The 26,125-nt window shown below is 69.1% G+C and carries 15 protein-coding genes; 11 read left to right on the top strand and 4 right to left on the bottom strand.

Annotated features, from left to right (window positions below; translation table 11 throughout):
* Nucleotides 1-6: 6 nt before the first annotated feature.
* From C7C56_RS28065 to C7C56_RS09190, 4 genes are all read right to left on the bottom strand, one after another.
* Entirely contained in the window at nt 7-297 is a 291-nt protein-coding gene (locus tag C7C56_RS28065) for a hypothetical protein (RefSeq protein ID WP_146204371.1), read from the bottom strand.
* Between the two features lie 65 nt (nt 298-362).
* Nucleotides 363-779, bottom strand: a complete 417-nt coding sequence (locus C7C56_RS09200) for a hypothetical protein (RefSeq protein WP_106757131.1) — start codon at nt 777-779, stop codon at nt 363-365.
* Between the two features lie 12 nt (nt 780-791).
* Nucleotides 792-1,277, bottom strand: a complete 486-nt coding sequence (locus tag C7C56_RS09195; protein WP_106757130.1) for an IolE/MocC family protein — start codon at nt 1,275-1,277, stop codon at nt 792-794.
* A 1-nt stretch (nt 1,278) separates the two neighbouring features.
* Nucleotides 1,279-2,118: a phytanoyl-CoA dioxygenase family protein gene (locus C7C56_RS09190; RefSeq protein WP_106757129.1), complete on the bottom strand. Its 840-nt coding sequence runs from the start codon at nt 2,116-2,118 to the stop codon at nt 1,279-1,281.
* Nucleotides 2,119-2,311: 193 nt separating this feature from the next.
* Between C7C56_RS09190 and C7C56_RS09185 the strand changes: the two genes are divergently transcribed.
* The 11 genes from C7C56_RS09185 to C7C56_RS09135 all read left to right on the top strand — a co-directional run bounded on the left by C7C56_RS09185 (nt 2,312) and on the right by C7C56_RS09135 (nt 26,077).
* Nucleotides 2,312-3,490, top strand: coding sequence for an AraC family transcriptional regulator (locus C7C56_RS09185; RefSeq protein WP_181373096.1), 1,179 nt, complete (start codon nt 2,312-2,314; stop codon nt 3,488-3,490).
* A 14-nt stretch (nt 3,491-3,504) separates the two neighbouring features.
* Nucleotides 3,505-4,740, top strand: coding sequence for a hypothetical protein (locus C7C56_RS09180; protein WP_146204370.1), 1,236 nt, complete (start codon nt 3,505-3,507; stop codon nt 4,738-4,740).
* Between the two features lie 331 nt (nt 4,741-5,071).
* Nucleotides 5,072-5,572, top strand: a complete 501-nt coding sequence (locus C7C56_RS09175; RefSeq protein ID WP_106757126.1) for a GAF domain-containing protein — start codon at nt 5,072-5,074, stop codon at nt 5,570-5,572.
* A 119-nt stretch (nt 5,573-5,691) separates the two neighbouring features.
* On the top strand, nt 5,692-8,280 hold the full coding sequence (locus tag C7C56_RS09170; protein WP_106757125.1) for a CHASE2 domain-containing protein: 2,589 nt from the start codon (nt 5,692-5,694) through the stop codon (nt 8,278-8,280).
* A gap of 10 nt (nt 8,281-8,290) precedes the next feature.
* Complete coding sequence (locus C7C56_RS09165) at nt 8,291-11,431, top strand: poly-gamma-glutamate biosynthesis protein PgsC/CapC (protein WP_106757124.1); 3,141 nt, start codon at nt 8,291-8,293, stop codon at nt 11,429-11,431.
* Complete coding sequence (locus C7C56_RS09160) at nt 11,428-13,890, top strand: hypothetical protein (RefSeq protein ID WP_106757123.1); 2,463 nt, start codon at nt 11,428-11,430, stop codon at nt 13,888-13,890. Before C7C56_RS09165 ends, C7C56_RS09160 begins: the two co-directional genes overlap by 4 nt.
* Nucleotides 13,891-13,969: 79 nt before the next feature.
* A complete protein-coding gene (locus tag C7C56_RS28700) occupies nt 13,970-14,764 on the top strand; it encodes a hypothetical protein (protein WP_181373095.1) in 795 nt (264 codons plus the stop codon).
* On the top strand, nt 14,764-19,866 hold the full coding sequence (locus C7C56_RS09150) for a hypothetical protein (RefSeq protein ID WP_106757122.1): 5,103 nt from the start codon (nt 14,764-14,766) through the stop codon (nt 19,864-19,866). The genes C7C56_RS28700 and C7C56_RS09150 overlap by 1 nt, the downstream gene beginning before the upstream one ends.
* The gene (locus C7C56_RS28060) at nt 19,863-24,047 is read left to right on the top strand and encodes a hypothetical protein (protein ID WP_146204369.1); all 4,185 of its coding nucleotides are present in this window, start codon (nt 19,863-19,865) and stop codon (nt 24,045-24,047) included. Before C7C56_RS09150 ends, C7C56_RS28060 begins: the two co-directional genes overlap by 4 nt.
* Before the next feature lie 37 nt (nt 24,048-24,084).
* Nucleotides 24,085-24,723: a CatA-like O-acetyltransferase gene (locus tag C7C56_RS09140; RefSeq protein WP_106757121.1), complete on the top strand. Its 639-nt coding sequence runs from the start codon at nt 24,085-24,087 to the stop codon at nt 24,721-24,723.
* Between the two features lie 604 nt (nt 24,724-25,327).
* Entirely contained in the window at nt 25,328-26,077 is a 750-nt protein-coding gene (locus C7C56_RS09135) for a response regulator (RefSeq protein ID WP_181373094.1), read from the top strand.
* Nucleotides 26,078-26,125 lie beyond the last annotated feature (48 nt).

Raw genomic sequence — 26,125 nt, 5'->3', positions numbered from 1 at the left:
TACCGCTTAGAACAAATTAACCGTGATCGTCACCCTGAATTGCTTGACGAGATAGCAACACTCTAGTCCGCTGCCGCGCCAATTCCCAGCCACGATTGTCGGTTGGCCTTGATCACCAGTTGCGATTTTTTCGTCCCTCAGCACTGACCTTCCCGTTACAAAGAACGGCGACACCGCATGGGGGATGATGCCGGCCGCTGTACGCGTCCACAGACCAGCCACCGCGCCGGCGCCGGCAGCGCGGCGCCCGCCCCGAGGAAATCCCGTCGTTTCAGTTGCATCGGAGTTGGTTTTCATGGTGTCTCGGTCTTTGCTGCCCATATGTTCGCTGACAAAGGTGCGGCTGGCAATCGCGGCATTTTCTATCGGGATTGCGCCGCGCCCGGCACCAGGCCGGCGCCGGCGGCGTCGAAGCACTCGGCGCCGATCCGGGTCAGCAGCAGTCCCTGCAGCCAGCGGTCCGAATCGTCGTCGACCACGCCGTCCGTGCCCGCCGTTTGACGCGCATAGGCGGAATACACCGTGGCGCCGTCGACGTCGAAGTGGTTGGGCAGCAGCTCCGGTGCGAAGTAGAGCCGGTCGCCGGCGTCCGAGTTCGACAGGAATCCGGCCATGGCGCAGGTCCAGAGCCGTCGGAAGTCGTGCACGTTTTGCGCGTCCAGGTCCGTCACCGGCACCTGCATGGCGCCCGCGTCGGCGATCCGGCCGTGCACGTAGCGCACGCGGTCGAACACCGGCTGCAGCAGCGCCAGCTTGCGCTCCCAGTCCCCATAGCGCATCTCGCAGCCGCATTACCAGTGAGAGAAGTCGGCGTTCAGCCGCAACGCGGGATAGCGCTCGATGAGGTCGAGCGTGCGGCGCGGATCCTGGGTGATGGTGGCGCGGTGGGTCTCCACGTAAAGCGGGTAGCGCAAGGCCGCGCTGGCCTCGAGCACCGCCTCGGCCAGCGCATAGCCCTCGGCCTGCGACTCGAAGCCGGTGCCGAGGTGGATCGTGCCCAGGCCAAAGCCGTGCTCCTTGTGCTCGGCCACCAGGTCGCGCACGCGCGCCGGGTCGACCACCCGTCCGCTCGCGTGCATCAGCGCTCCAGCCCGGAAACCGGCGTCCGTCAAAGGATCGCCCGGCTCCACCTGCAGGCCCGCATAGCCGGCCCGCAGGATCGCCGCGACGGCGGAGTGGGGGTCCGCGCGCGGCGGCGCGGCCGACCCGGCCGGCAACTCTCGCAGGGTCCAGGTGTTGAGGATGTGGATCAGGCGGGGGCGCGGGTCGTGTTCCATGTCAGCGCTCCATGGTGCTGGCGGCGGAATGGTCTTGCTCGGCCGCCATCATGGCGCCGGTGTCGCCCTCGCCAAAGCGTTTCGCGCCCATCGCCAGGATTTCTTCGTCGTCGAGCTTGTGCAGCTTGGTGTAGTTCGGATGGTGCGAGGGTTTGTATGGATCGTTGTCGGCGGCGTTGTAGCAGCAGATCATCGACCAGCGCGGATGGTCCGAGTGGTTCTGGTCGGAGCGGTGCAGGGTGTTCGGATGGAACAGCAGCAGGTCGCCCGGCGCCATGAGCACGTGCACCGTCTCCAGGCGCGCGGTGATGGCCGCGATGCGCTCCGGGTCGATGCCGGCCTGGTCGCCGGTCAGCCGGTGGTCGAGGCGGCCCAGCAGGTGCGATTGCCGGATGACCTGCAGGCAGCCGTTGTCGCGGGTGCACGGATCGATCGCGATGAAGGCGCTGCACAGGCGCGGGAACAGCACCCCGTTCTGGTACCAGTAGTCGTAGTCCTGGTGCCAGGCCCAGGCGCCGCCGACGCGGGCGTCCTTCATGATCATCTTCGAGTGGTAGTGGTAGACCTCGCCGCCCAGCAGGGCCTCGATCGAGTCCACCAGCGAGCGCGAACGGGCGATGGCGCCGTAGATGGTGTCGGTCGGGTGGTTCCACAGCGACAGGCGCACCACGCCGCCTTCGCCGTCGGCGCGACCGAACGAGGATTGGTCGAGGACCCGGTCGTGCTGGGCGGTCTCGCGCAGCAGGCCGATTTCTTCGGGTTTGAAAAACTCGCGCAGCAGGACATAGCCATCGCGCTCGTAGGCGGATTTTTGTTCCTCGTCGAGGATGTAGTTGGGCATGCGGGGACTCCGGATGAGAGAAGAATTAATCAGCGAGTGGTGGCGATCACGCCTGGTGCCAGTGGAGAGCATAGCGGAGCGCCGCCCGCCGTCTTTATGCTAATGAAGCCGCTTCGTTATGAAATCTGTTCGTGCGCCGGCGCGGCGGTTTTTCCGTCGACGGGTCGGATATGATGCTTTTCAAGGAGGCACCATGGGTAGCCGCAAGCGCATCGCACTGCTGTTCACAACCGCCAATTTCTACTACCGCGACGTCGCCGCCGGCGTGGCCGCGTATGTCGCGCGCCATGGTCTGGACTGGGAACTGATCGCGGCCGACCTGTCGGCCTGCAGCATCGAGCAGGTCGCGCAGTGGCGCATCGAGGGCATCATCGCCGAGATGGACCAGCCGCAGGCGGTCGAGAAGCTGGCGCGCGCCCGCGCCTGTTTGGTGGGCGTCGGCAGCGCCAGCGATGACACCCCGCCCGGCTCCTTCTCGCTGGCCGGCTCCGACAATTTCGCGCTGGTGCGCAGCGCCTACCATTATCTGGTGGGCCAGGGCGCGCGCCATATGGCCATGTACAGCCTGCCCGCGGCGTACAACCGCCATTGGGTGGGGGAGCGCGATAGCGCCTTCGCGCGCCTGTGCCGCGCCGACGGCGCCTCCGCGCCGCTGTACCGCGGGCACGAGCCGAGCGTGTTCGCGTGGGAGTCCCAGTTGGACGAGCTGACCGCCTGGCTCGACGGCCTGCCCAAGCCGGTGGCGATCCTGGCGGTCAACGACACCCGGGCGCGCCATCTGATCCAGGCCTGCGCGATGGCGCCGCCGGCGCTCGCCGCGCAGATCAGCATCGTCGGCATCGACAACGACCCGCTGGTGCAGACCCTGGCACGGGTGCCGATCAGCTCGGTGATGCACGCCACCGACGCCATCGGCAGCGCCGCCGCCGCGCTGATGCACGAGGACATGCTCGGCTTGGGGCTGGGCGTGCGCCGGGTCCTGTTGCCGCCGTCGGGCATGAACGGGCCGGCCCTGCGCGGGGTATCCCACGGCGCGGCGGTGGCGCGCGCGCTGCACTTCATCGGCCTCAACGCGACCGCCCGGATCAAGGCCGAGCAGGTGGCCCGCCACGTCGGCCTGTCGCGCTCGTGGCTCGAGCGCCAGTTCCAGCGCGAGCTTGGGCACAGCGTGCACGACGCGATTTTCAGGCGCCGGCTCGAGGCGGCCGAGCGCATGCTGGCCGAAGGCGGGGTCACTATGGCCGAGGTGGCCGCGCGTTGCGGTTTCAGCTCGGTGCAATATCTGTACAGCGTGTTCGCGCGCGAACGCGGCTGCACGCCGCGCCTGTACCGCGATCAACGCGGGCCCGGCGCGGCGCCCGCGGCGGGGTAGATTCCGAGCACGACATGGAAGGGAATGGAGAAAATTTATTATTTTCAAGTAGCGCGTCAGCGCCTGGTATAGAATTTCGCGGTCCACGAAGGGCTGGCGGCTTCCCACCTTTCGTCCTCTCCGATGCCACGACCAGGTCCGCCCCAAACATGAAACCAGCCACGCTCCTCCTTTCGTCCTTGATTCTGAGTGCAAATGTCCACGCCAGCGATGCCGTCGTCACGCCTAAAGAGGGGGAGAACGTGGCCGAAGTCGTGGTCTCGGGAACCAGGGACCCCGCACTCAAACCCTACCGCGTGATGGCGGCGGGCCTGGACGCGTTCGATGAACACCGCAAGCTTGCGCCGGAGGCTACGTTGCGGTTCCGGCTGGGCAAACGCGACGCCATCCGGACCCGGAAAACCAACTGGGACGGCGTGAAACTGCGCCTTGCCGGCAGCGAAACCTCGACCCCGATTCCAATCGCGGCTGACGGCACCTTCGTTTTGCTGCGCAGCCAGGAGGCCTATGACGACGAGGCCGATTTTCTACTGAACCAGAAAAAATCGTCGATCCGTTTCTCCCCCGAAGTGCGCACACCGGGCCTGCCGGACAACGTCAGGCGGCTGGGCGACTACCGGCTCGAGTGCCAGGTGCTGATCGCGATCGGCAAGAAGGAGTTGAATTTTGCGATGCGCGCCGCCTTCAACGCCTATGCCCTCGGTGGCGATTGGTGTTCGACCGTTCGGAAAAATTTCGGCATCAGCTTCATGTTGCCGGACTGGTCGATCAACACGACGCTCACGGTCGACGGAAAACAAAAGAACCTGCGAACGAACGGCGTCAACTTCGCCGCGCCGATACAGGACAAGTCGCTTCCCGACAACGCGCTCATCACGTTCGAATACTGGTCCGGCGCGAGCCTCGAGCGCAAACAGCGCTTCCTCGCCCAGTTCCCGATCCACCTGAAAAGCTCGGCCGATAAATGGGGCGCGGGCCAGCAAATGCAATCGAAGGGTAATACGGCATACAGCACCGTCATCGCGCTCAAACCGGGCAAGTGGCGTTTTTGCCTGAAGTCGCCCGACGGCGAGCTTTATCTGGGGGCGGAGCGCGGCAAGACGGTCGTCACGCCGGGGAGCGAGCACGCCGCGCTGTGGCACGAGTACCACAACTTTATCGTCGATGTCGAACAAGCCGGCAATTACGAGGTCAGCCTGGACCTGCAAAATCCGGACCTTCCCGTCGTCGGCGTCAAGCGACGCGATTAGCCGGGCCACGCGGGGCGGGCGCAGCACCCCGCAGGGTGCCGGTCGCCATTCAGAACGCCGTTGCATTGCAGGAATCAGCTGTCTGTTTTGACCAATGTCGGCAACGCCGTCCGCATCTGAGAGGCTGAGAGTCTTTCGATCATGCCCGCTCAGCACGCCAGAAAGCGCCAGTTCGTCGTTGTAAATGCTCGCCATAGCCCGCTATGGCTGTGCTTTGCGCCTCGATCTGCCGCTTTCTGGCGGGCTGCTCGGGCACGCCCGAAAAACTCTCAGCGTCTGAGCGGCGTCTTTGATACAGTGCAATTTTGTGCTAAATCAGGTAAGCTTCGGAATGATCCCTGCGCCCATACCCGAAAACGATCAGCAGCGGGTTGCCGCATTACATGCATTACTCATACTGGACACGCCACCCGAGGAACGGTTCGACCGGATCGTGGCCTTCGCCGCCACCGAGCTCGAGATGCCGACGGTGCTGGTCTCCCTGGTCGACGCGGATCGCCAGTGGTTCAAGTCCTCCATCGGGATGGACGTGTGCGAAACGCCGCGCAGTATTTCGTTTTGCGGGCATGCGATAGCCGGCCGCGACATTTTCATCGTTCCCGACACTCGCGCCGATGCGCGTTTTGCCGATAACCCGTTGGTGGCGGGCGCCCCGTTCATCCGTTTTTATGCCGGTGCGCCGCTCATCCTTTCGTCAGGCCACGCCGTCGGCACCTTTTGTGTCCTCGATACCAAGACGCGCGTGCTCGATCCCATCGAACTTTTCATCATGTCTGATCTGCGCAATCTGATCGTCAACGAACTAGAGGCGTCCAAAACCAACACTGCTTGATACCGCTTCCGAATGCCGCGGCGAGCAATCCAGGCAGGCGCTGGTTAATTCCTTGGCGCGGCCCAATACGGTGTGGATCGATTGGCGGGTACGTCAACTTACTCTTTACAAATCGGATAATGCAATTCATAGAAAAGATCAAAGCGTCGGTTGTCAACCTGGCCATGCGCACGCACGGCTTCTGGCAAAGCTTGATCATCGTTTTGCTGCTCGCGCTGGCGTCGATGGACGGCGTGTTCACGCCGCTCGATGGCAGCGTTTACGATTTCTACGTCCGCAATTCGCCCGATGTCGGTTCGGCAAAAAGGCAGGTCGCACTGATTGAAACACCCGTCACGACACTGTCCGATCCGGCGATGGCATGGGACAAGCTGGCCGACGACCTGCTCGACGCCGGCGCGAGGCAGCTCGTGTTCACGGTGGCGCCCGCGGGGGACGCCGCCGCCATCGAACGTCTGCTGAAGAACCCGCGGGTCGTTGTCGGTTCCAATCTTGCGCCCGATCCCGAGCGGGCCGGCGCCCACCGGTTCCATTTGACGGGCGACTTCGGCCATGCCTTGCCCAACGCGGTCGCGGACGTGCCCGAACCGCTGCTTGGCGTGCACCGCTACCAGCGCTATTCGTATGCGGTCGGCGACACCACGCTGCCAAGCGTGGAGGCGTTGGCGGCACGCCGGCTTGGCGTCGAGGTGCCGGCATCGGGCCGCTATCTGATCGACTTCGGCAAGAAAAATGCCGGCTTTCCACGGATGAAGCATCGTCAAATGCAAGAGGGCGGTCTGATCGCCGACGTGTTTCGCGGCCGTGTTGTTCTGATCGGCATCGGCAGCGAGCGCTTCCACCGCACCGTGGTCACCCCGATCACCGACGGCGCCCGCGAGGTCACCATGCTCGACTACCATGGCTACGCCCTCGACTCCCTGTTGCGTGGCACGCAGTACAGGTCGCTCGACCCGCTGGCGAAAGGCGCGGTGCTGATTGTTGTGTGGTTCGCCTGCTTCCTGCTGCTGCAACCGCTGCAGTTCCGCAAGGCGATCGCGGTCGCGACGGCAATCGGGCTCGGCCTGGTCTTCTTCACCTGGCTGATGTTCTACTTGTTGCACATCCATTTTCCGGTCATCGGATCGATCCTTGTGATCGGCACCTCGGTGGTCACTGTTTTCCAGAGCAAGACCGACCGCCAGAACCTGGCGCTGTCGCGCCTGGCGACGGAGGCCAATCTGGCCGCGACGGGCGGCGTGGGCGTGGGCGAATTGGCCTCCGACACGGTGTTTTGGTCCTCCCTGCTGGCAATGGTCGACCAGATTCTGCCGTTGACGCGGGTGATACTGCTCGAACGCCCCGACGGCGAGACCCGGCTGCGCGAAACACACTCCCTTCGGTGCTCAATCGACTCGATCGGGGAGCGGCGGCGCGATTTCGGCCGCACGCCTTACTCCACCGCGATCGATGCGAACGCGCCGATCGAGGTGCGCAATTATCTGAAGGAGTCGCAGCCCGAGGAGCATCAGTTTGTCGCGCCCATCGTCTGGGGTGGCCAAGTGCTCGGCTTTTGGGCGTTCGGCATCGACGCGAAGCAGATGGCAAACCGCGCATCTCTGATGCGCGCCGCCGCGGCGATCGGCGAGAGGTTGGCCGAGGTGATGGCCGAGCGCCACCGCAATCTCACGCGTGGCTCGATCGGATCGGATTGGCGCGACATCCTGGCCGATCCGCGCGACAGCGCGATCCTGAAACTGTCCGAACATCTTCGTCTGATCGCCCGCCACACCACGATTTTGGACGATGTGTTCAACGGCCTGGCCGGTCCCACCATCGTCTACGACCTGTTCGGGCGGCCTTTGATCTCGAACGCGCGCATGAAGGCGTCGCTGCAGGCGGCCGATCTGGACGGCGACACCCAGTCGGCGGCCGACCTGCTCCAACTTTTATGCGCGCTGTCCCCCGACCAGGCGCGCACTACGCTGCTGGGCATCGTGTTCGACGGTCTCAATTTCGAACGGGTGGCGCGGATCGGGGCCGAGCACTATCTGCTGCACGTGTCGGCATTGCGTGACAGCGCCAAAAGTTCCCAGCGCTGGGAGGACGTGCTGCTGCACATTCATGGCTTGATGATCCAGCTGTTTCCATTGTCCAACCTTGAAAAGCGGCGCTTGCAGCGGCTCGACGACCTGTTGCACTCCAGGGACGCCGGTCGGAAAACCCCGTCCCCGAAGCCGCCCGAGGCGGCAAAGCACGAGGCGGGGAAGACGGCCGGGGATGATGGCGGGGAGCAGGTTGATGCGTGGCGCGCGCTTGAATTCGCCACCGCGTCGATCGCCGCGCTGCCCCGGCACGAGATGGTGCGCTTCGAGGTCAAGGGGAGCGGCAAGGGCGCGGCCGTGTTCGACACGGCCAATAATTTGAGGGAACTGTTGCTCGCGTTGCTGGAGCTGCTCGCCGCCGATTCGCAGCAACCCGGCGAGGTGTCGATCGGGGTCGACACCGCGGGCGGTTCGCTGCGGCTCGAGTTGCGCAACCAGGGGTTCGGCATGCCCGATGACAAGCTGCAGGCGATGCTTGAGGGGCCGGTCTGGCCGCAATCGGACACCCTGCGCCGCATACGCCAGTTGCGCGACCGCGCGTTCGGGGAGCATGGCGTGTTGACGCTCAACAGTATCGTCGGAAGCGGTTACACGGCGAAACTCGTCATGCCGCTGGCCGAGTAGCGGGGCGCCCTTGGACTGGTTCCCGTTGCCGATCTTCCCCGAAGGCGCGCTCTCCGCGTCCGTGATCGTCACCATTTGGGTGGGCATCACGATCGTGTCGCTGTCGAACCTGCGGCTGGGCTGGGTACTGTCGGGACTGGTGATACCGGGATATGTGGTGCCCTTGTTGATGGTCAAGCCGGTCGCCGCGGCGGTCGTGCTCGCCGAGGGCGTCCTCACGTATTCCATCGTGTGGTTCTATTCGGAGTACCTGAGCCGCTTCACCGGGCTCTCGGGGTTCTTCGGGCGCGACCGGTTTTTCGCGCTGGTGCTCGTCAGTGTCGCGGTGCGGATCGTCGCCGATGGCTGGCTGCTGCCCGAAGCGGGCGATTGGCTGCTGCACAACTACGATTACCCGTTCGACTACCGCAGCAACCTGCACAGCTTCGGCCTGATCATCGTCGCGCTGATCGCCAACAATTTTTGGAAGACGGGCTTGGTGCGCGGCGCCTGGCCGATGGCGGTGCAGATCGGGCTGACCTGGCTCATCGTCCGCTATGTCCTGATCGAGTTCACCAACTTCAACATGGCCTCGCTCGCCTTCATGTACGAGGAAAGCGCCTCGTCGTTCGCGGCGACGCCCAAGGCCTACATCATCCTGCTGGTGACGGCCTTCATCGCCTCGCGCCTGAGCCTGTTCTACGGCTGGGACTTCAACGGCATCCTGATCCCGTCGCTGCTGGCGCTTGAATGGTTCGAACCGTACAAGATCGTGACCACCTTCGTCGAGGCGATCGTCATACTGTGCATCGCCGAACTGGTGTTGCGCACGCCGATCTTCCGCAACATCACGATGGAGGGCGCGCGCAAGCTGCTGCTGTTCTTCAATATCAGCTTCGCCTACAAATATATGCTGTCGTGGGCGCTCATCGTGTTGATGCCGGATACAAAAATCACCGATTGGTTTGGCTTCGGGTACCTGCTGGCGACACTGATCGCGCTCAAAATCCACGACAAGGGCATCTTCGCGCGCATGACGCGCGCCACGCTGCAGACCTCCCTGACCGGCGTGGCGGTGGCGACCGTCATCGGTTTCGTGCTGGTGCTCGTGCCGGACCCCGCATGGCATGTTCCGCAGGCGGGCCGTTCGAGCGCGTTGGCGCCGATCCCGCGTGAACCGCGCGACATCGGGGTCGTGCTGCGCGATCAGAAGACCGGATTCTATGCCGCCAGTGTCGGACAGCCGATGACGGTGCCGCTGCAATCGGAACTCGAGGCCTTCGCCGCCGGCGTGCGCCACCTGGCCAGCTACCGCCGCTCGCGCGACGCGGCGGCGCTCGAGCTGGCGCGGCGCGCCCTGGCGGTCGCCAATTACGACGTCGTGCGGCTCGCGCAGGGCCACTTGATGTTGCGCGAGCGTCAGCCGGCGCACCATTGGGGCAGCTACGTGTTGCGGCTCGACGGCGACTCGTCGCTGTTGGTCGAGGTGCCGGCCCCGGTCGACGAGGCCGGCGCGTTCGAGGCCGGCGCGGCGCTGTTCGAGCAGTTCGGCGCGCGCGCGTTCGCCTCGGCCGGCGCCGCGCGCCGCGCCAACCGGGACGGCTCATCGGATGTCCTGCTGCGCGCGCAGACCGTCTTCCAGACATTTCACCGTGAAATGGCGCTGCGGGATGTATTGCAGGTAAGAAGCGGGCCGGCGCCCGGATCGATTCTGCACGTGTCGGCCGATGTGCCCGAAGGCATCAGGGTGGGCACCCTGGAGCGCTCGATCGGGGCGCTCAAGGTCGAGTTTTCACCCTCGCCGGGAAGCAATATGCAGCGTCAGACCATGGCGGGAAATTTCACCGAGCTGTGGCTCAGCCGCGCCGACAGCGAGCGCATCCAGCTGGCCGGCAGGGCGCCGGCGGCCTCGCCGCGCGAGGGCTTGCGCGAAAGCGTGGGCGCGCTGCTCAGGCGGACCGTCACGCCCGAAACCGTCGCCGCCACCGCGAGCAACGCCTACCGGGCGCCGACCCCGCAGGCGCTGCTGCGCATGGAGCGCGAGGTGCTCGCGCCGCTGTTCGGCCTGGCGCTCGCCACCCGGGACGGGAGCCATGCGAGTGGCGCGGACGCGGCCTTCGCCGCCGCCGCGGCGAGCGGCGCCAGCCTGGGTCTGTCGCTGCGCTGGCTCGAGGGCCCCGACGGTGGCTATTTTCTGATCGGCGACAAGGCGGCCGGCCGCGGCTGGATCGTGATCCGGATGGGCGCGGCGCAAGATCTGCTGTTCGAGGTGCCGCGCCCGATCGCTGAATCGGGCACGCTCGAGACCGCGATAGCGGCATTCGACGACTTGCGCGCGCGCGCGTTGATCATCGCCGGCGCGGCGGCCGACGCCAACCGCGATGGCAGCGCGGACGTGCTGGCGAACAACACGAAAACCCTCTTCTCGCTGGCGCACCAGGCCGCGCTGCGCGCGCTCGGCGAGCGGCCGGCGGCGGCCGTGCTGGTGCGCGCCTTTGGCATCGGCCCCGGCCAGCCGGCGCCGCGCGAGGACGCGGTGTTGTCGTTCGACACGACCGTTAGCGACCGTTCGCAACTGTCGGGCGCCGCCTTGCAGCTGCTGGGCGGCCTGGAACGGTCCGGCCTGCGGATCCGGCTCGGCGGCGGCGGCGCCGACACCGCCGGCTACGACGCGGGCGGCGGCCCGCAGGCTTGGTACATGAGTCAGACGCGCGACAAGCGTTTCGCGGTGCTGTGGGTGTCGCCGCTGGCGCGCCGGCGCCTGGGCGAGACCATGGCGGGCACATGGCAAGACCAGTTTTCGGCGCTCGGGCTGGCGTGGGCGCAAGGCGACGCGGTGGCCGAACTGGCCAGGCGCCGCATGGGCGAGGGCGCCCTGCCGGACGCGTTGCGCGCCAGCGCCGAGCGCTACGGCGCGAGCAACGACATCGTGCTGCTGTCGGCGATGCGGCGCCAGTATCCGCGTTTGCGCTTCGAGTTGCTCGAAGATAAGGGCGGACGCGGCGCCTTCATGCTCATCGGCGAGCCCGGCGGGGGCCTGCTGGCGGTGATGTCGCTCGCGTCGCGCCGGGGCGGGCAGGGCGCCGTGCACGCGGTGCCGGCGGGGCCGCTCGCGGCCGCCGAGGCGGCCCGCTTCGTGGGCACCCGGGCCCGCTGGATGGTGCGCAAATGAGCCTGCGCCTGCTCTACCGTCTGGCCGTGTCGTTGCTGATCCTCGGCGCGGCGGCTTTGCTCGCGGGCCGGTTCTGGAGCCAGCAGCCATCGCGATCGAAGCTCGGCACCGACTTCCGCGCCCTGGCCGAACTGGCCGAGCCCTCGCGCGGCAGCGTGTTGCGCGTGGCCGGCCCGGGCGTCGAATACACACTGCCGGCGGCGACGCGGACCGTGCGCATCCTCACCAACGCCTCCCTTGGCTCGCTCGAGGCGGCGCGCGCGCAGCGCCGCGCCGAACCGGACAAGCGCTGGCGCTACGCGATCGGGATCGAAGAACTCGACGGCGCCGGAAAAACGCTGCGGCGCCGCGTCCACCACTTGCGCCGGGAGTTGGTCGAGGTCGAGCTTCCGGGCGGCCTGCGCGGCACGGGGTCGTTCTACCTGGAGAACGGCGCGGCCACGCCATTGCCCGTCGCGATGCTGCGGCTGGACCTGTCCGGCCTGGACCAACTGGCGCGCCTGCGTGTGCGCCTGGTGGGCGCCGACGCCGGCATCGCCGACGTCCTCGTCCGGGTCGCGCTCCCGGCGCCGGCGACCCGGCGCGGGGTCGAGGCCACCTGGAACAGGATGAGCGACGGACAGCGTCAAAAACTCGCCCGGAGCAACGTGTTTCCTCCGGGGCTGCTGAGCGAGGACGAACGCAGGAACCTGATCGAATCACGCTGGCGCCCGCTCGGGCCGTCAAGCGAAGCGCCCGCGCGCGACATCTATGTGCTGTCCGGGGACGAGGTCGGCGCGCCGGTCGATCCGGAGGTGCCGGCAACGCTGGCGACCGGCCCCTCCCGGGTCGTCAGCGTGCAACTGCCCGAGCGGGGCGGCGAGGTCCGCATCGTCCTGGAGGCGTTGGACGCCAGGCAGCGCTTTCCGGCCCGGGTCGCGCTGCGCTGGATCGGCCACAGCGCTTTCGAGCGGCGCGCCGCGACCCATCAATGGCAGGGCGGACGCTTTGAGACGACCGGAAAATTCGGCGGCGGCTGGCTCGAACTGCATGCCGACCGCGAGGCCTCGGTGCGGATCTGGCTGGTCGGGCGGGACGCGCAAACGGAGATAACCCCGCCGCTGGAATACCTGCGCGCCTGGTCGGCGCACAACGATTCGCCGCTCGAGTTCGCGCTCAGCCACGCCGGCGGCATGCCCACCCCGTTGCGTCTGACGCTGCGCCGGCTTGCCGCCGCGCAAACGCGCTTGTCGGACGCGCCCGTGCAGGTGTCGTTCCTGGGCGGGGGCGGTGAGCTGCGCCATGTCGCGTCGGTCAAGCTGCGGCCGGTGGCGTCGCGCCACGACGCGCCCTCGCCCGATGGGACCGGCATGCGCGTCTCCGATCCGGTCGAGGCGTTCTTCAACGTGCCGCCGGGCGTGCGCCGGATCCGGATCGCCGCGGCCGATCCGGTGCTGGCCAACGCGTTCGTGCGCCCGGCCGACCTGGCGCGCGCGGTGCGCACGCCGGAGGACGCAACCGCGCCCGAGGCGGCGCAAACGGCGGTGCCGGCCTGGTTCGCGTTGCAGCCGCTCGACCATGATGCGCGCATCCTAAACGGCGCCAGCGACGTGCTGACGGTGCAGGGGCGCCCGCCGGAGGACCGGCCCGAGCTCGCCGCCGGGCGCTATCGGTGGGAGGACTTCGATCCCGTCGACGACGGCGCCGCGCGCGTGTTCCTGGCGCCGCGCGAGGCCGGTGTGCCCGAGCGCGCCGACGCGGTCGGCACCACCTTCAGGCCGATCTCGCGGGACGCGCGCGTGACGATTGTCGCCGAGCCCGGCCATGCGTCGGCGCGGCCGCGCATCGCGTGGGCCGCCGAAAATCCGGGAGCGCTGCGCTACACGGTGCTGGTCGACGGACGGGAATGGGCGCGTGGCGCGGCATCGGGCATCGCCGGCGAATTCACGCTGCCGGCGCTCGCACCCGGCGCGCACCGGATCGAGATCGCCGCCAGCCGCCAGGTGCGCTGGTACGCAAGCCACCTGGCGCGGGGCGCGCCATGGATCAGGCGCTCGGCATACCGGTTCGACCAGCCGCTCGCGTTCGATATCGAGCGCACCTCGGGCGCCGCGGAATTCGTGGCGGTGCGGCTGTTCCGGCCGGCCGGCGCGCGCACCCGCATGACGGTGCGCGCCTCGATCGCCGCGCCGGGGCCGGCGGGCGGCATCGGCCCCCATCCTGGCTGGCTGTTCGCCGAGCGCGTGCACGATGTGCGCCCGAGCGGCGAACTGGCGCTGCCGGTGGCCGAAACCGCCGGCGCCAAGACCGACGCCGGGATGCCGTTTTTCATTCCGATCCCGGACGGGGCGCCGCGCGGGCGCTACCGCGTCACGCTCACGCCCGAAGGCGGCACGGCATGGGTCGCGCTCTCACGGGTGAATCTGGGCGCCGGCGCCAAACCGAAACTCATTCTCGAGAGCGCCAGCGATGCCGACTGATCCGAGGCGAACTGCCATAATGATCGCCGCCGCGTTCGCATTGTGGACGCATATGCCGGCGATGGCGGGAGAAACAACGATGCTCGAAGACAGTCTTGCAAGCGCATGGAAAGGGGAAGGGACGGTCGGGTATGGCGCGCCATCGCGCGCCGACCTCGATGCCATGGAGGGCGTTTTCGTGCGACTGCTGCGCGGCGTGCGCGGCGCGGCGCTGGCGCGCGAGGCGCTCGCGCTCGGCTGGTCGGTGCGCACCGAGCGGCGCGGCGCGGTGGCCTGGACCGTGGTGGCCGAATTGCGCGACCGGCGCGGCGGGCGCGGCCTGTACGCGTTCGCCGACCGGGGGCGCCATGCGCTGCAGGCGCCGCACGTGCCCTCCGACAAGCTGACCGGGCAGATCTTGCTGGAATACGCCAGCGATGGTCTGCCGCGCGCGCTGGCGTGGAACACCGTCACGCGCGGGCGCGCCGACCTCGCCCATCTCGACGGCACGTATCTGATCGCGTTCTCGCGCGCGTTCGCGCGGGTTTTTCCAGCCGAGAAAATCGTGCAGCTCCATGGCTTCGACGCCGGCAGGCGGCGCACCACGGAGGCGGCGGACAGCGCCGCGATCGTCAGCGCGGCGCGCCGCGATCCCCCGGCCGAGCTGAAGTCTGCCACGCGGTGCATGCGGTGCAAGGTGCATCCACAGACCCGCCTGTACGGGGTCGATGTTCTCGAGCTCGGCGGAACCACCAACAGCGTCGCCGCGGCGCTGCGCGCCGCCGGCTATGGCGGCTTCGTCCACCTCGAGATGGATCTGCCGCTGCGCCAGGCGCTGGCCGGCGACGCGGGCAAACGGCGCGCGCTGCTGGCGTGCGTGGGAGGATCGAAGTAATGCCGGGCCTGGCCAAAACGCTGCTGCTCGCGGGCGCGATTATCGGCGTGCCGCTGCAGGCGGCCGTCGACGGCGCGGCGGCGGCGCGCGGCCACGCCGGCGGCGCGCTGCTGTGGGAGAACGTCAGCGCGCGTTCGTACCTGGCCGCCGGAGCGCATGCCTGGCGCGGCGCCAACGGTATACAGACGGTCGAACTGCCGGCCCGGTCCGACGGGCGGCACCTTGCCATCCACGTCCCGGCGCACGCGATGCTGCGGGTGGTGGCTGTGGGCGACGGGCCCGGGGGGCCGCTCGAGGCGCCCGTGTTCGCGGTTTCGGATGGCACCGGCCTTGCGGTCGAGCGCACGCCGCTGCGCGGCGGCGACGGTCGTTCGTGGCTGCTCAAGACCGGCCTTGCGCGGCCCGCCGTCATCCATCTATGGCGCCAGCCGGCGGTGGCCGCGGCGCGGCATGCCACGCGGCATGTGGCGCAACATGTCGCGCAGCATGTCGAGCTGTACCTCGCGCGCGCCGGCCAGCCGCCCGAGCCCATCGCCTACCGCCACCAGCTACATCTGCCCGGAGAAAAGGTGCAGGTGCGGCGCGCCGACCGGAGCACGCCGCAGGCGTTCGTCCGCGTGCCGGCGGGCGGCGAAATCGTGGTACCGGTGGCCGGACTCGATCGGCTGCAGCTGGCGTACCGCATCGACACGAGCCGGACGCCGGCGACGGCGGTGATCGCGATCGACACCAGGCTCGACGGCCGGCCGGCGCGCCTGCTGCGCCAGCCGACCGGCCCCGAAACCGTGGCGCCGGTCAGTGTCGACGGCGCATGGCGGGCGGTGAGCCGGCAGGAGCTGGTCGCGCTCGACATTCCCGCTGGCGCGGCGCAGTTGCGGCTGCGCCCGAGCCACGACCTGTTGCTGCGCGCGGCCGCGGCGCGCCAGCCCGATTTCCTGCTGCCGGGCTTGAACATCCCGCACGCCTGGCGGCAAGCCGGCGGCGGCGCGGCGCTGGAGGCCGCCGAGCAGGGCGCGATCGCCGCCGCGATGTCGAATGGCGCGCGCGACATCGGCCTGCTGGCGGGCGAGAAGCTGCGCCGCGAGGCGGCGGCCAGCCCGGGCCTGGGCGGCATCGGCGGCGCCGCCGATGAGCTGGCGGGGCAGTTCACGGAATACCGCAACCTGGCCGCGGCGGACGCCTCGGACATCGACCGCCGCAATGTCGTGTTGCGATCGCCGCAGGTGCCGCTCGAGGAGCCGCGCAGCAGCATCGGTGACGGGGACGTCCTGTTCGCGGCGCCGCCGGCGGCGCTGTTCCAGCCGATCGGCGCCAAGGCGCTGCGCTTCGCGCTGCCCGATGTGCCGTATCCCGTGCGGATTCGCGCGCTCGTGCCCGCCGGCGCGGGCGCGATGCGCATCGAAGTGCTGCATGCCGACGGCAGCGGCACGACACTGATCTCCGGCGTGCCGATGCTCGGCAATCAAGACCTGCGGCCGGCCGCGGCCGGTCTGGCGCTGGTGCCGGGGGACGCCTGGCCGCCGACCATGGGCGGGCATGCCGACCGCAACGGCGGCACCGCGCCGCTGATCGACGTCGCGAGCACCGAATGGGAGGTCCCGCGCAACGTGCGCAGCCTGACGCTGCGCGCGTCCGGCGGCGTCGTCCCGGTGGCGCTGCAGTGGGCGGGCGGCACCGAGTATTTCCTCGACGACGAGGTGCTGGCGCGCCTGGCGCAAGGTGCCGTGGCCGACCCCGCCGGACTGGCGTTGCAGCAGGCGGCGCTGCGCCCGCTGCAACGCATGCTCGCCGCCGCGCGCGCGCAGTTTGTCGCCAACGCCGAGCCGCCGGCGGCCGTGCGGGCGCACAATCGTTCGCCCCGCGAGGGGGCGGGGACGTCGGCGCGGGAGGCGGAGCGGGAGGCGGAGCGGGAGGCCGATCCGGTACGCGCGGTGGCGCTGTGGCAAAGCGCGCTGCAAACGGGCGACGCGGCGCGGCGCGCGCGCGCGCTGCGCGGTCTGGTGCGGGCGTTGCTGGCCGCCGGCGAGCGCTTCACCGCCGAGCGGCTGCTGCGTTCGCACTGGATCGGCGCCGATCCGGCGCTGGCCGGCGCCGCCCAAACCGGGCTCGAAGCGCTCTATGCGCGCGAGGGAGACGCCGACATGCAGCGACTGTTCACCGCCGCGCGCGCCGCGCGCGACCCCAACGCCTACGCGCCGCTAAGCGCCCTGCTGGCCGCCGACGGCGACGACCGGATGGCGCTGTTGGCGGGGCTGGCGGTGGCGCGGCGCGACATGCCGGCGCTGCTGGCGAGCGCGTTGCGCAGCCGGCGCTGGAAAACCTTCGACGCGCTGCTGCGGCAACTCGGCGCCACGCCGGAGGCGGCCTTCTGGCGCGCGCAGCGCGCATTGTCGTTTCGCCAGATGGAGCAGGCGCGGCGCGGCTTCATGCAGGCGGGGCAGGGCGCATGGAGCGACGCGGCCGGCAGCGGCCGCGACATCGCCGCCGCGCTGCTGGGCACGCCGGCGCAGCGCGCCGCGGCGGTGCCGGCTTGGCTTGCCTGGCAAGCGGGCCATCCCGGCGCGCGCCTTTGGCGTGACGAACCGGGCGCGCTGGTGCGCCATGGCGGCAGCGTCGGCATACGCAGCGTCGCCCTCAATCTGCGCTCAAGCTGGTGGCGCGCGTCGGCCGCGCAGCCGCTGGTGGCGCGCGTGGTCGGGCCCGTGCGCATCCTGGTCGAAGCGCGCCCGCTGCACCAGGGCGATGGCATGCTGTTGGACGGCACGCTGCGCGTGCAGGCGCCCGGGCAGCTCTGGGTGCAGTCGTTCCATCAGAACCGAGCCTCGCCCGGGCTCGAGATCGACGCCTCGGCCGCGCGCCCGGGCGCCGCGGTCGCGCGCGAGATCGCGCTGCCGGCCGGCGTCCATGAACTGGCCATCGACGCCGGCGCCGTCCCCGTGCTCGCGCGGCTGCGCATTGCGCGCCCGGCCCTGCAGATACCGGTTCTGGCGGCGCCCACCAGCGCCCATTTCATGGCGCACGACGGCGTCGCCGGCAGCTTGGCGCCGGCGCCGCGGTGCGGCAGCGATGTCGGCTGCCATATCGTCGCCAACGGTGCGCTCGCCGCCTACCGGGTCGGCCTGGCGCCGCTGCATTGGCAGGCGCTGCCGCGGCCGGCGGCGGCGCGCGATCCGGTCGCCGGGTTCCTGGCGGCCGGCGATGTCGACGCGGCGCTCGAACACGCGTCCGATCCGGCGGAGCGCATGCGGCTGCTGCTCTGGATGGCGGACAACGATCCGGCCCGGCGCGCGCGCGCGGTCGCGCTCGGCGCAGCCCTGGCGAACCGGCATCCGGTGCCGGAAGTGCTTGACCAGTGGGAGCGGCTGGCCGCCTCCAGCGCCTGGGTGTGGCAGCGGCTGGTCGACCGCAGCGCCGGGTTGCGCCCGGTGCCGGCGCCGCATGGCGCGCCCGAGTCGCCGGCGGCCAGGATTCGCGCCGCGCTCCTGCCGGCGCTGCGCGAAGGCGAGCTGCGGATCGGTGGCGATACGCGCGCGAGCCTGTTGTTCGACGGCGCGGCGGCCGGCTCGGTCGGGGTGGAACTGACGATGGACGACCTGCCCGGCGCCGGTTCGCTGCCGGTGACGGCGCTCATCGAACGCAATGGCAAGCCGCTGCGCGCGCTGCGGCTCGATCAAGGCCGGCGCGGCGCCAGCCTGACGCTGCCGGTGCCGCCCGGCCGGCAGCGCATCTCGGTCGCATTGCAAACGCCGTACATCAACCAGTTCCTGCGGGTGCGGTTCGGCGGCGCGCAGGCGCCCGACCCGGAGGTGACGCGCGACTGGCACATCGCCAGCGCCAGCGAGCCGGTCAAGGCGAGCTTCGCCGGACCGGCATGGGTCCGGATCGACCGGCTCGAGCGCGACGGCGTGCGCAGCGAGGAGCGCTTGCTGGCCGGGCCGGTCGCGACGCTGGTATTGCCGCCGGCGGCGGGTGAGGCCGAGTCCTTGTACCGCCTCCATGCGCGCCAGCCCGATCCGGTGGCCGCGGCCATGTTGCCACCGCGTCCGGGCCGCTACCGTCCGCAACCCGTGCCCGACGCGCCGCCGGCGTGGCAGATGCCGGCCGAAACGCGCGCGGCGCGGGTGCGCTTCGTCGATGGCGAGCCGCCCGGACACCAGCGCGACGGCACCCTGAGCGCGCGGCTCCAGTTGATGCGGGGGGAAGACGGTGAAGCGCGCGGCGCGGGCGCGGCGGCGCCCGGGGGCCACGCCGAGGCGGGCCTCACCTGGCGCCGGCGCGCCGATGACGGGCAGGACGGCCGCCTGGCCGATGTGTTCGTGCGGCAGCGGCCAGGCGCCCCGCCCGCCGTCGGCTTCCGGCTCCACGCGGAGCGGGAGCGGGGCTGGAGCCCGGCGCTGCCATGGCCGTTCACCCTGAGCGCCACGCTGAGCGGCGCGGCGCAAGACACGGCGCAAGGGTTCGGCGCGGCGGTGGCGCTGGGCGTGGCCGCGTCGCAGCGGCGCGTGCTCGCCGGATCGGGCCTGTGGTCGCACGAGCCGACCGTCCGGGTGGCCGCGCGCGCGCTCAATCTCGACCTTGGCGAGGCCGATGCCGCGCGGGTCGATAGCGACGTCCACACGCGCTACCGCGCGCAGCACAAGCTGGGAATATCGCTGGGCGACACGCTGTCGTGGCGTCCATGGCGCGACACGCATCTGTCGGCCGCGCTGTCACTGACGACCAATCCCGACCTCAACATCCTGCGGCCCGACCATGTGCGCGCCGCCGTCCAATGGCGGCAGTTGATCGGTCCCGTCATCGCCGAGGTCGGCGGGCGGGCGATTCATTACCGCGCCGACGCCAAGCGGGCGGACCAGGCGACGCTGGGCCAGTTGTGGCTGCGCGCGACCGGCGAATGGTGGTTGCGCCCGGGCACACGGATCGAAGTGCGGGCCGAAGTGCGGCGCGAGATCCGGACCTCGGAAACGTGGGGCGGCATCGAACTGCGCTGGCACTGGGGGCCGGGGCGGGAGTTGCGCGATTTCGGGCCGGACGACATCGATTTCCGCGCGCCGCGGCGCTGGCGGGCTCCCGCGCCGCCCAACCGGATCGAGGAGCGATGATGCCACTGCACGACGAGCGAGTGCTTGAAAAACTGATCAACGAGGGCCTGCGCCCGCATGAGGTGCGGCTCGAGGGGCGCCATGTGGCGCTGCTCGCCGCGGGTTGGCCGCAATGGGTGGCGCGGCGTGACAATCCGGCCTCGCTCCAGGCCGAGCTGCTTGGCGCGCACTACCTGCAGTCGCGCATCGCCGCGCTGTCGGAAGAGATCGGCCGTCTGCGCGAGGGACAGGGCAACTTCACCAAACGCTACGCGGTGGCCTCCGACAATGCCGACCGCCGCCGCGTGATCCTCGACTACGCGCGCGAGCTTGGCGCGGGCAGGGCGCAGTTGCGCGGCGACCGCAGGGCGTTCAGCCGCTGGTTCGGCCCGGACGCGATGCAGGACCGGGTGCGGATCCGCATTTCGAAGGCGGAGCGTTTGCTGAGCTTTTGCCTGCAGTCGCTCGGCCGGCTCGCCGCGCGCTTCCTGGGCGCGGCGCCGGAGCAGACGGCGGCATGGGCCACGCTCGGGCTCGAAGGCACGCTGCTGCCGTTGCTGGCCTGGGACGGCGACCCCCGGGTGCGCACCGAATCGTTCCGCGCGCTGGCCGTGGCCTTGCAAACGCTGCCGCCGGCGCTGGCGCCGCATGCGATTGGCGACGCCACCACCGCCTACGTGTACCGCGCCGCGCTCGACCGGCGGCTCGACGTCTGGATCCAGCGCGAGGCCCTGCTGCTGCTGTTGAATGTCGCACCGGAGCGCTTCGCCCTTGTGGTGGCGCAGCGCCTCGACGACCGGAGCGAGGGCGACGACCTGTTCGTGCGGCGCTACGCGGTCGAATTGGTGGGCGCGGCCTGCCACCTCGATCCGGACCTGGAGCGCCTGTTCGGCGCCGCCGCCGACGACCCGAGCGCCTTCGTCAGGCAAGGCCTGGCCAACACGCTGACAAACGCGGCCGACCACACCACGCGCCAGTTGTGGCCGCGCCTGGGGCTCGACGACGCGGTGGTGCAGGTGCGTGCAGCGGCGCTGCTGCAACTGCCGCGGATCGGATTGCGTCCGACGCTGTTTGGCGACGCCCTCGGCTGGCTGGCGCAGGCGCTGCGGCGGGAGGGCACCGGGTTCGGCCTGCGCGTGGCGCTGCAGGCGGCCGAAGACGGCGCGGCGGCCTTGGACGGCGACGCGCGGCGGCAGTGGATCGCCTCGCTCCTGCCGCTGATCGAGCAATTGCATGTCGACTCGCCGCTGCTGATGGTGCGGCGCTGGTGCGCCGAAACGCGCGAACGGATCCGCTTGCGCGGCGACGCCGGGGCGCTCGCGCTGGCGCAGCGCCTGGCGCCTGTGATACGCGGCTGCGCACCGGGCGCGGCGGGCGGGCGCGATGCCGCGCTCGGGGACGCGGACGCGGACGCGGAGCGCGCCGGACGGGTGCTGGCCTGTCTGGCGCAACGCGACCACGGCCTTGGCCTCGAGCGCGCCGGGCGCCGCTGGCGGCTGTGGCGCGGCCATCGGTTCGGGTTCCGGCTGTGGCGCCTGCTGCACGAGTGGCGCCACCCCTCGCCCGACAAACGGCAGGCGTTCAACCACACGATCGGCCGGGTCTTCCGCGGCACCCTGCGCGCGCCGTCGGCGATCCTGGGCGAGCTGGCGCAGACCAAGGTGCCGGGCGAACCCTTGCACATGGCCAGCGAGGCCGGCTGGCGGCCCTATCTGCCGCTGGTCGACGACCTGATCTCGCTGCTCGATGAAAGCGCGTCCGAAGGGCCGCTGCGGCTGTACACGGCCGAGGGCGTCACGGAGGTCGGCGCACCCGATGGCATCGTCAAGCGGCTCGCGGCGCGCACCACCCTCACCACGCGCTTCGAACAATTCGCCAACGCCCGCAACTGGTCCGAGGCAAGCGCCGCGCATCCGGCCAGCTACCTGAGGATGCTATCCGAGCTCGGCTTCGAGCTGCGCTTCCGGCCCTATCCCGACACGCTGCCCGACCCCGCGGTGACGCGCTTTTTTCCGGCGATGGCGGCGCTGCCGCTGCCGGAGCTGCCGAACCGCATCGAGAACTATTTCTTTTCGGCTTACGAGAACACGCTGTTCGATCTGAGCCTCTTCGTCGGCCTGTCGATCGCCGCCTTCATCGGCCACCACGTGTGGGTCAACCACCGGATGCGGCGCGCGCGCAACAGCATCCCCCTGGTGGTGGGCGGCTGGGGCACGCGCGGCAAGTCGGGCACCGAGCGCCTGAAGGCGGCGATGTTCAACGCCCAGGGTTATTCGATCATGAGCAAGACCACCGGTTGCGAGGCGATGTTCGTCTACGCGCCGCCGCACGGGGAGCTGCGCGAAATGTTCCTGTTCCGGCCCTACGACAAGGCGACCATCTGGGAACAGTACAACGTGGTGCGCCTTGCGAGCGAACTCGAGTGTGAAGTGTTCCTGTGGGAATGCATGGCATTGACGCCATCCTTCGTGCACCTGCTGCAACGGTCGTGGATGCGCGATGACTATTCGACGTTGACCAACACGTTTCCGGACCACGAAGACCTGCAGGGGCCGGCGGGCATCGACATCCCGCAGGTGATGACGCAGTTCATCCCGAAGCGGCGCGTGCTGCTCACGACCGAGGAGCAGATGCGGCCGATCCTGCAGAGCGCGGCCGACGCGCTGGGCACCCAATTGAAGGGCGTCGGCTGGCTCGAGTCGGGCCTGATCGCGCCCGACATCCTGGCGCGCTTCCCCTACCAGGAGCATCCCGACAATATCGCGCTGGTCGCGGCGCTGGGCGCCGAGTTGGGCGTCGGCTACGACTTCGCGCTCAAGGCGATGGCCGACAAGGTCGTGCTCGACCTGGGCGTGCTCAAGACATTCGCGCCGGTGTCGGTCGGCATGCGCACACTGGAGTTTTCGAACGGCATGTCGGCCAACGAGCGCTACGGTTGCCTGGGGAATTGGCGGCGCCTCGGTTTCGACCGCCAGGATCCGGTGGCCGAGCCCGGCGTCATGATCAGCACCGTGGTCAACAACCGGGCCGACCGGATCGCGCGCTCCCGGGTGTTCGCGGGCGTGCTGGTGCAGGAGATCCGGGCCGATTTCCACGTGCTCATCGGTTCGAACCTCGACGGGCTGCGCGGCTACCTGCGCGAGACCTGGGGCACGCATGCGCAGAGCCTCACACTGTGGCCGCAGCAAAACAATGAGGGCGGGCCGCCGGCGATGCTGGCGGCGGCCGCGCGCGATTACCGGATCGTGCATTCCGACGCCCAGGTGGCCGCGCGCCTGCGGGTGATGCTCGAAGGCATTGGCGCCCCGGCGCGGCTGGCGCACGAGGCCGGCGGCCACGACGCGCTCGCGCGCGCGCTCGCCGCGCTGGGGCTGGCCCACGCGGGGGAGGTGCTCGCGTTCCACGCGCGCGACGTGGCCACGCTGCGCGAATACGCGGCGCTCGAGCAGCGTTGCCTGCAGGCCGGCGCGGCGCCCGACGCGGCGCTCGACCAGGCCTTCCGCGACCAGATGTGGCAATGGTTCGAACGCCGCATCGTCGTCGTCGGGGACTACCACGCCAGCGGCGACGCCGTCATCGCGGCCATCCGCGACGCCACGCCGCCCGGCTTCCACAACCGGATCATGGGCTTGCAGAACATCAAGGGGACGGGCCTCGATTTCGTCTATCGCTGGCTGGCCTGGGACGCCTGCCACCGCGCCTGCACCGATCTGATGGCGCGCGACCCGATCCTGAAGCGGCGCGGGCTCGCCGCGTTGAGCGACTTCCAGGAATACGGACTGCTGAGCGAGGAACTGGTCCAGGCGACCCTGGCCCAATTGCCCGACACGCCATTCGGCCAGCAGGAGCGGGTGCGGGTCGAACTGGCGGCCATCGCGAAAAAACTCGGCGCCAAAATGCAGCAGGTGCGCGCGGGCATCAGTGTCACCCGCAGCGCCGGCTGGAAAGAGAAGATCTTCGACGCGATCGAAGGATTCCTCGACGCCGGCGACGCGGTGCGGCGCCGGCGCCGCGCCGACCGCATCTACAAGGACCTGGTCGCGCGCCGCATCAGCGAGGCGCGCGCCGTGGTCGAGTTGCAGTTGCTGACGCAACGCCAGAAGGGCGGCTGGTTTTCGAAGTCCGTCGACCAAACGCTGCGGCGTTTCGAGCGACGCCCGCGGGCGGGCGCGGCGGCCAGCAAGGCCGGCGCGGGCGGGTAGGTCCGGGCGCGGCGCCAAATCCGGTTAAAATTGATCAATGAAAAATTTTGAACACCGCCGCGACCGCTACGAGCTGTTCCGCCAGTTCGACAATCCCCTCGTCAACCTGAGCCTGGAGCTCGACCTGCCCGATTTCAGGCCGTTCTGCCAGGCGCGCGGGCTGCCGCCGTTTCATTTCCTGCTCTATTGCGTGCTCACCAGCGCCAGCGCGATCGACAACTTCATGTACCGCATTTTCGAGGGCGAGGTGATCAAGATCGATGGCATCACCGCCTCCTACACGGTGATCAACATCGACAACAACCTCAATTACGCCAGTTTCGAGATGGGCGCCGACCTCGATGCATTCATCGCGCGCAGCGTGGCCGCGGGCAGGGTGGCGCAGGCCAGCCGCGCGTTGATCGACGCGGCCGCCGGGCAAACCGAACGCGAACGGCGCAACCACATCTACATCACCTGCCTGCCGTGGTTCAAGTTGCACGCCATCGAGCATCCCGTTTTCCGGCACCAGCACGCCGACATCCCGTCGATCGCCTGGGGTCGGTTCGGCGCGCCCGGGGGCGGGCGCATGGCGGTGCCGTTTTCGGTGCAGGCCCACCACGGTTTCGTCGATGGTTTCCACGTCCACCAGCTGGCCGAACGGATCGCCGCGAAGGCGGCCGCCCTGATCGCCTGACAGGCGATGCGCGCCCGCGTTTAAAATGCCGCAAGGATATTTCCAATGCCATTTGATCCATCTTGATAGCAACTTATCATGGCAAAGGGGGCATTGTTTATGGTCCGATGCACCCGGTTTATGACGTCTTTTTGTTGTTCTTGCCACATCGGCGCTGACCGGCCGGGTCCGGCCCCCGCCGACTTCGATCAAATTGCGCGCCGATTGCTCGACAGGTGTAGACGCGCGCTGCGCGCGCAAGTATGCTGGAGCAGAGGCAACAAATTTTTGTGCAACAGTCGTGTAATTTTCGCATCGGATGATCAGCCCGATTCCCTTCTTGAAACATTGAGCGGGGCGGACGAGCAGCCGGGCCGCGCCAGTAGGCGTGGCAGCCGGCCGTCGCCCGCATCCGGGCGGGCATGCCACGCCGCGACGGTCGCCACTGCTGACGCTTGACCCTGGAATCGTTGCATCGCCGGACGGCGAGCTCGGGCCGGCCACGCCAGTCTTTTCTATACACGCGGAACCTATGGATAACAAATCTGAGTATTTTGATGTTGAAATCGTCGGTTTCAAACCGAATGAACGGATATTGATTGCTTCGATGTTCAAGTTGTCAAGAATGCGGGCACAGGTTTACCAGGAATGGCAGCCCGACCAGGATTCGCGTCCCGACTGCATCCTCGTCGACCTCGACGACGACGACGGCCGCATGCGCGTCGAGCTGGCCCTGATCCGCAAGACGCGGGTGACGATGATCACCATCGGCACCCGCTCGGACGAGAAATTCAAGGTCGGCCTGCACATCGAGCGTCCGATCCGCTGGGCCACCATGCTGCACACGCTCGACCTCGTTTTCGGCGAGGCGGCGATGACGGCCAGCGCCGAGCCGCTGACCGAGGAGTTCAGCAAATCGGTCAACGACCTCGAGGTGCTCGAGCTGCAGCCGTGGTACGACCGCGAGCAGTCGCCCAAGGAGTTCGCGACCGGGCCCTCGGTGCTGGTGCTCGACCCCGATCCGGTGGTCGCGGCCCAGGTGATCCACGCGCTGGCGAGCTCAAGCTACCGGGTCGACCGCGCCAACAATATCGCCCACGCGCACGAGCTCATGCGCGAGAACCGCTACAACTGCGTGGTCCTCGAAGTCGACCTGCCGGGCGAGAGCGGCATCGACTTTTGCCGCTCGATCAAGCAGATGCCCGACAAGCGGCGCAGCACGGCGGTCGTCCTGCTCACCGAAAACCGCAAGATCGAGGTGCGCCTGCGCGGTTCGCACGCCGGTTGCGACGCGTTCCTGTGCAAGCCGTTCGAGGCGGGCGACCTGTTGATGACGCTCGAAAAATTCCTGCCGAATTGGCGCCTCAAGGCCTAGGAGGCTGTCGGACTTAGGATCGTCGGCTGCAAAAAGTGTCGGACGGTC

The organism is Massilia glaciei (assembly GCF_003011895.2).
In the GTDB taxonomy this organism is placed as follows: domain Bacteria; phylum Pseudomonadota; class Gammaproteobacteria; order Burkholderiales; family Burkholderiaceae_D; genus Telluria_A; species Telluria_A glaciei.
Note: the sequence above shows the minus strand (reverse complement) of the source record. Positions and strands in the feature narration are given on the sequence as shown.

Coding starts and splice junctions, on each gene's coding strand:
- C7C56_RS09200 (WP_106757131.1), bottom strand. CDS start 779: ATGCGCTATGGGGACTGGGAGCGCAAGCTGGCGCTGCTGCAGCCGGTG.
- C7C56_RS28700 (WP_181373095.1), top strand. CDS start 13,970: ATGCTCGAAGACAGTCTTGCAAGCGCATGGAAAGGGGAAGGGACGGTC.
- C7C56_RS09190 (WP_106757129.1), bottom strand. CDS start 2,118: ATGCCCAACTACATCCTCGACGAGGAACAAAAATCCGCCTACGAGCGC.
- C7C56_RS28065 (WP_146204371.1), bottom strand. CDS start 297: ATGAAAACCAACTCCGATGCAACTGAAACGACGGGATTTCCTCGGGGC.
- C7C56_RS09150 (WP_106757122.1), top strand. CDS start 14,764: ATGCCGGGCCTGGCCAAAACGCTGCTGCTCGCGGGCGCGATTATCGGC.
- C7C56_RS09135 (WP_181373094.1), top strand. CDS start 25,328: ATGCGGGCACAGGTTTACCAGGAATGGCAGCCCGACCAGGATTCGCGT.
- C7C56_RS09195 (WP_106757130.1), bottom strand. CDS start 1,277: ATGGAACACGACCCGCGCCCCCGCCTGATCCACATCCTCAACACCTGG.
- C7C56_RS09140 (WP_106757121.1), top strand. CDS start 24,085: ATGAAAAATTTTGAACACCGCCGCGACCGCTACGAGCTGTTCCGCCAG.
- C7C56_RS09175 (WP_106757126.1), top strand. CDS start 5,072: ATGATCCCTGCGCCCATACCCGAAAACGATCAGCAGCGGGTTGCCGCA.
- C7C56_RS09170 (WP_106757125.1), top strand. CDS start 5,692: ATGCAATTCATAGAAAAGATCAAAGCGTCGGTTGTCAACCTGGCCATG.
- C7C56_RS09160 (WP_106757123.1), top strand. CDS start 11,428: ATGAGCCTGCGCCTGCTCTACCGTCTGGCCGTGTCGTTGCTGATCCTC.
- C7C56_RS09185 (WP_181373096.1), top strand. CDS start 2,312: ATGGGTAGCCGCAAGCGCATCGCACTGCTGTTCACAACCGCCAATTTC.
- C7C56_RS09180 (WP_146204370.1), top strand. CDS start 3,505: ATGGAAGGGAATGGAGAAAATTTATTATTTTCAAGTAGCGCGTCAGCG.
- C7C56_RS28060 (WP_146204369.1), top strand. CDS start 19,863: ATGATGCCACTGCACGACGAGCGAGTGCTTGAAAAACTGATCAACGAG.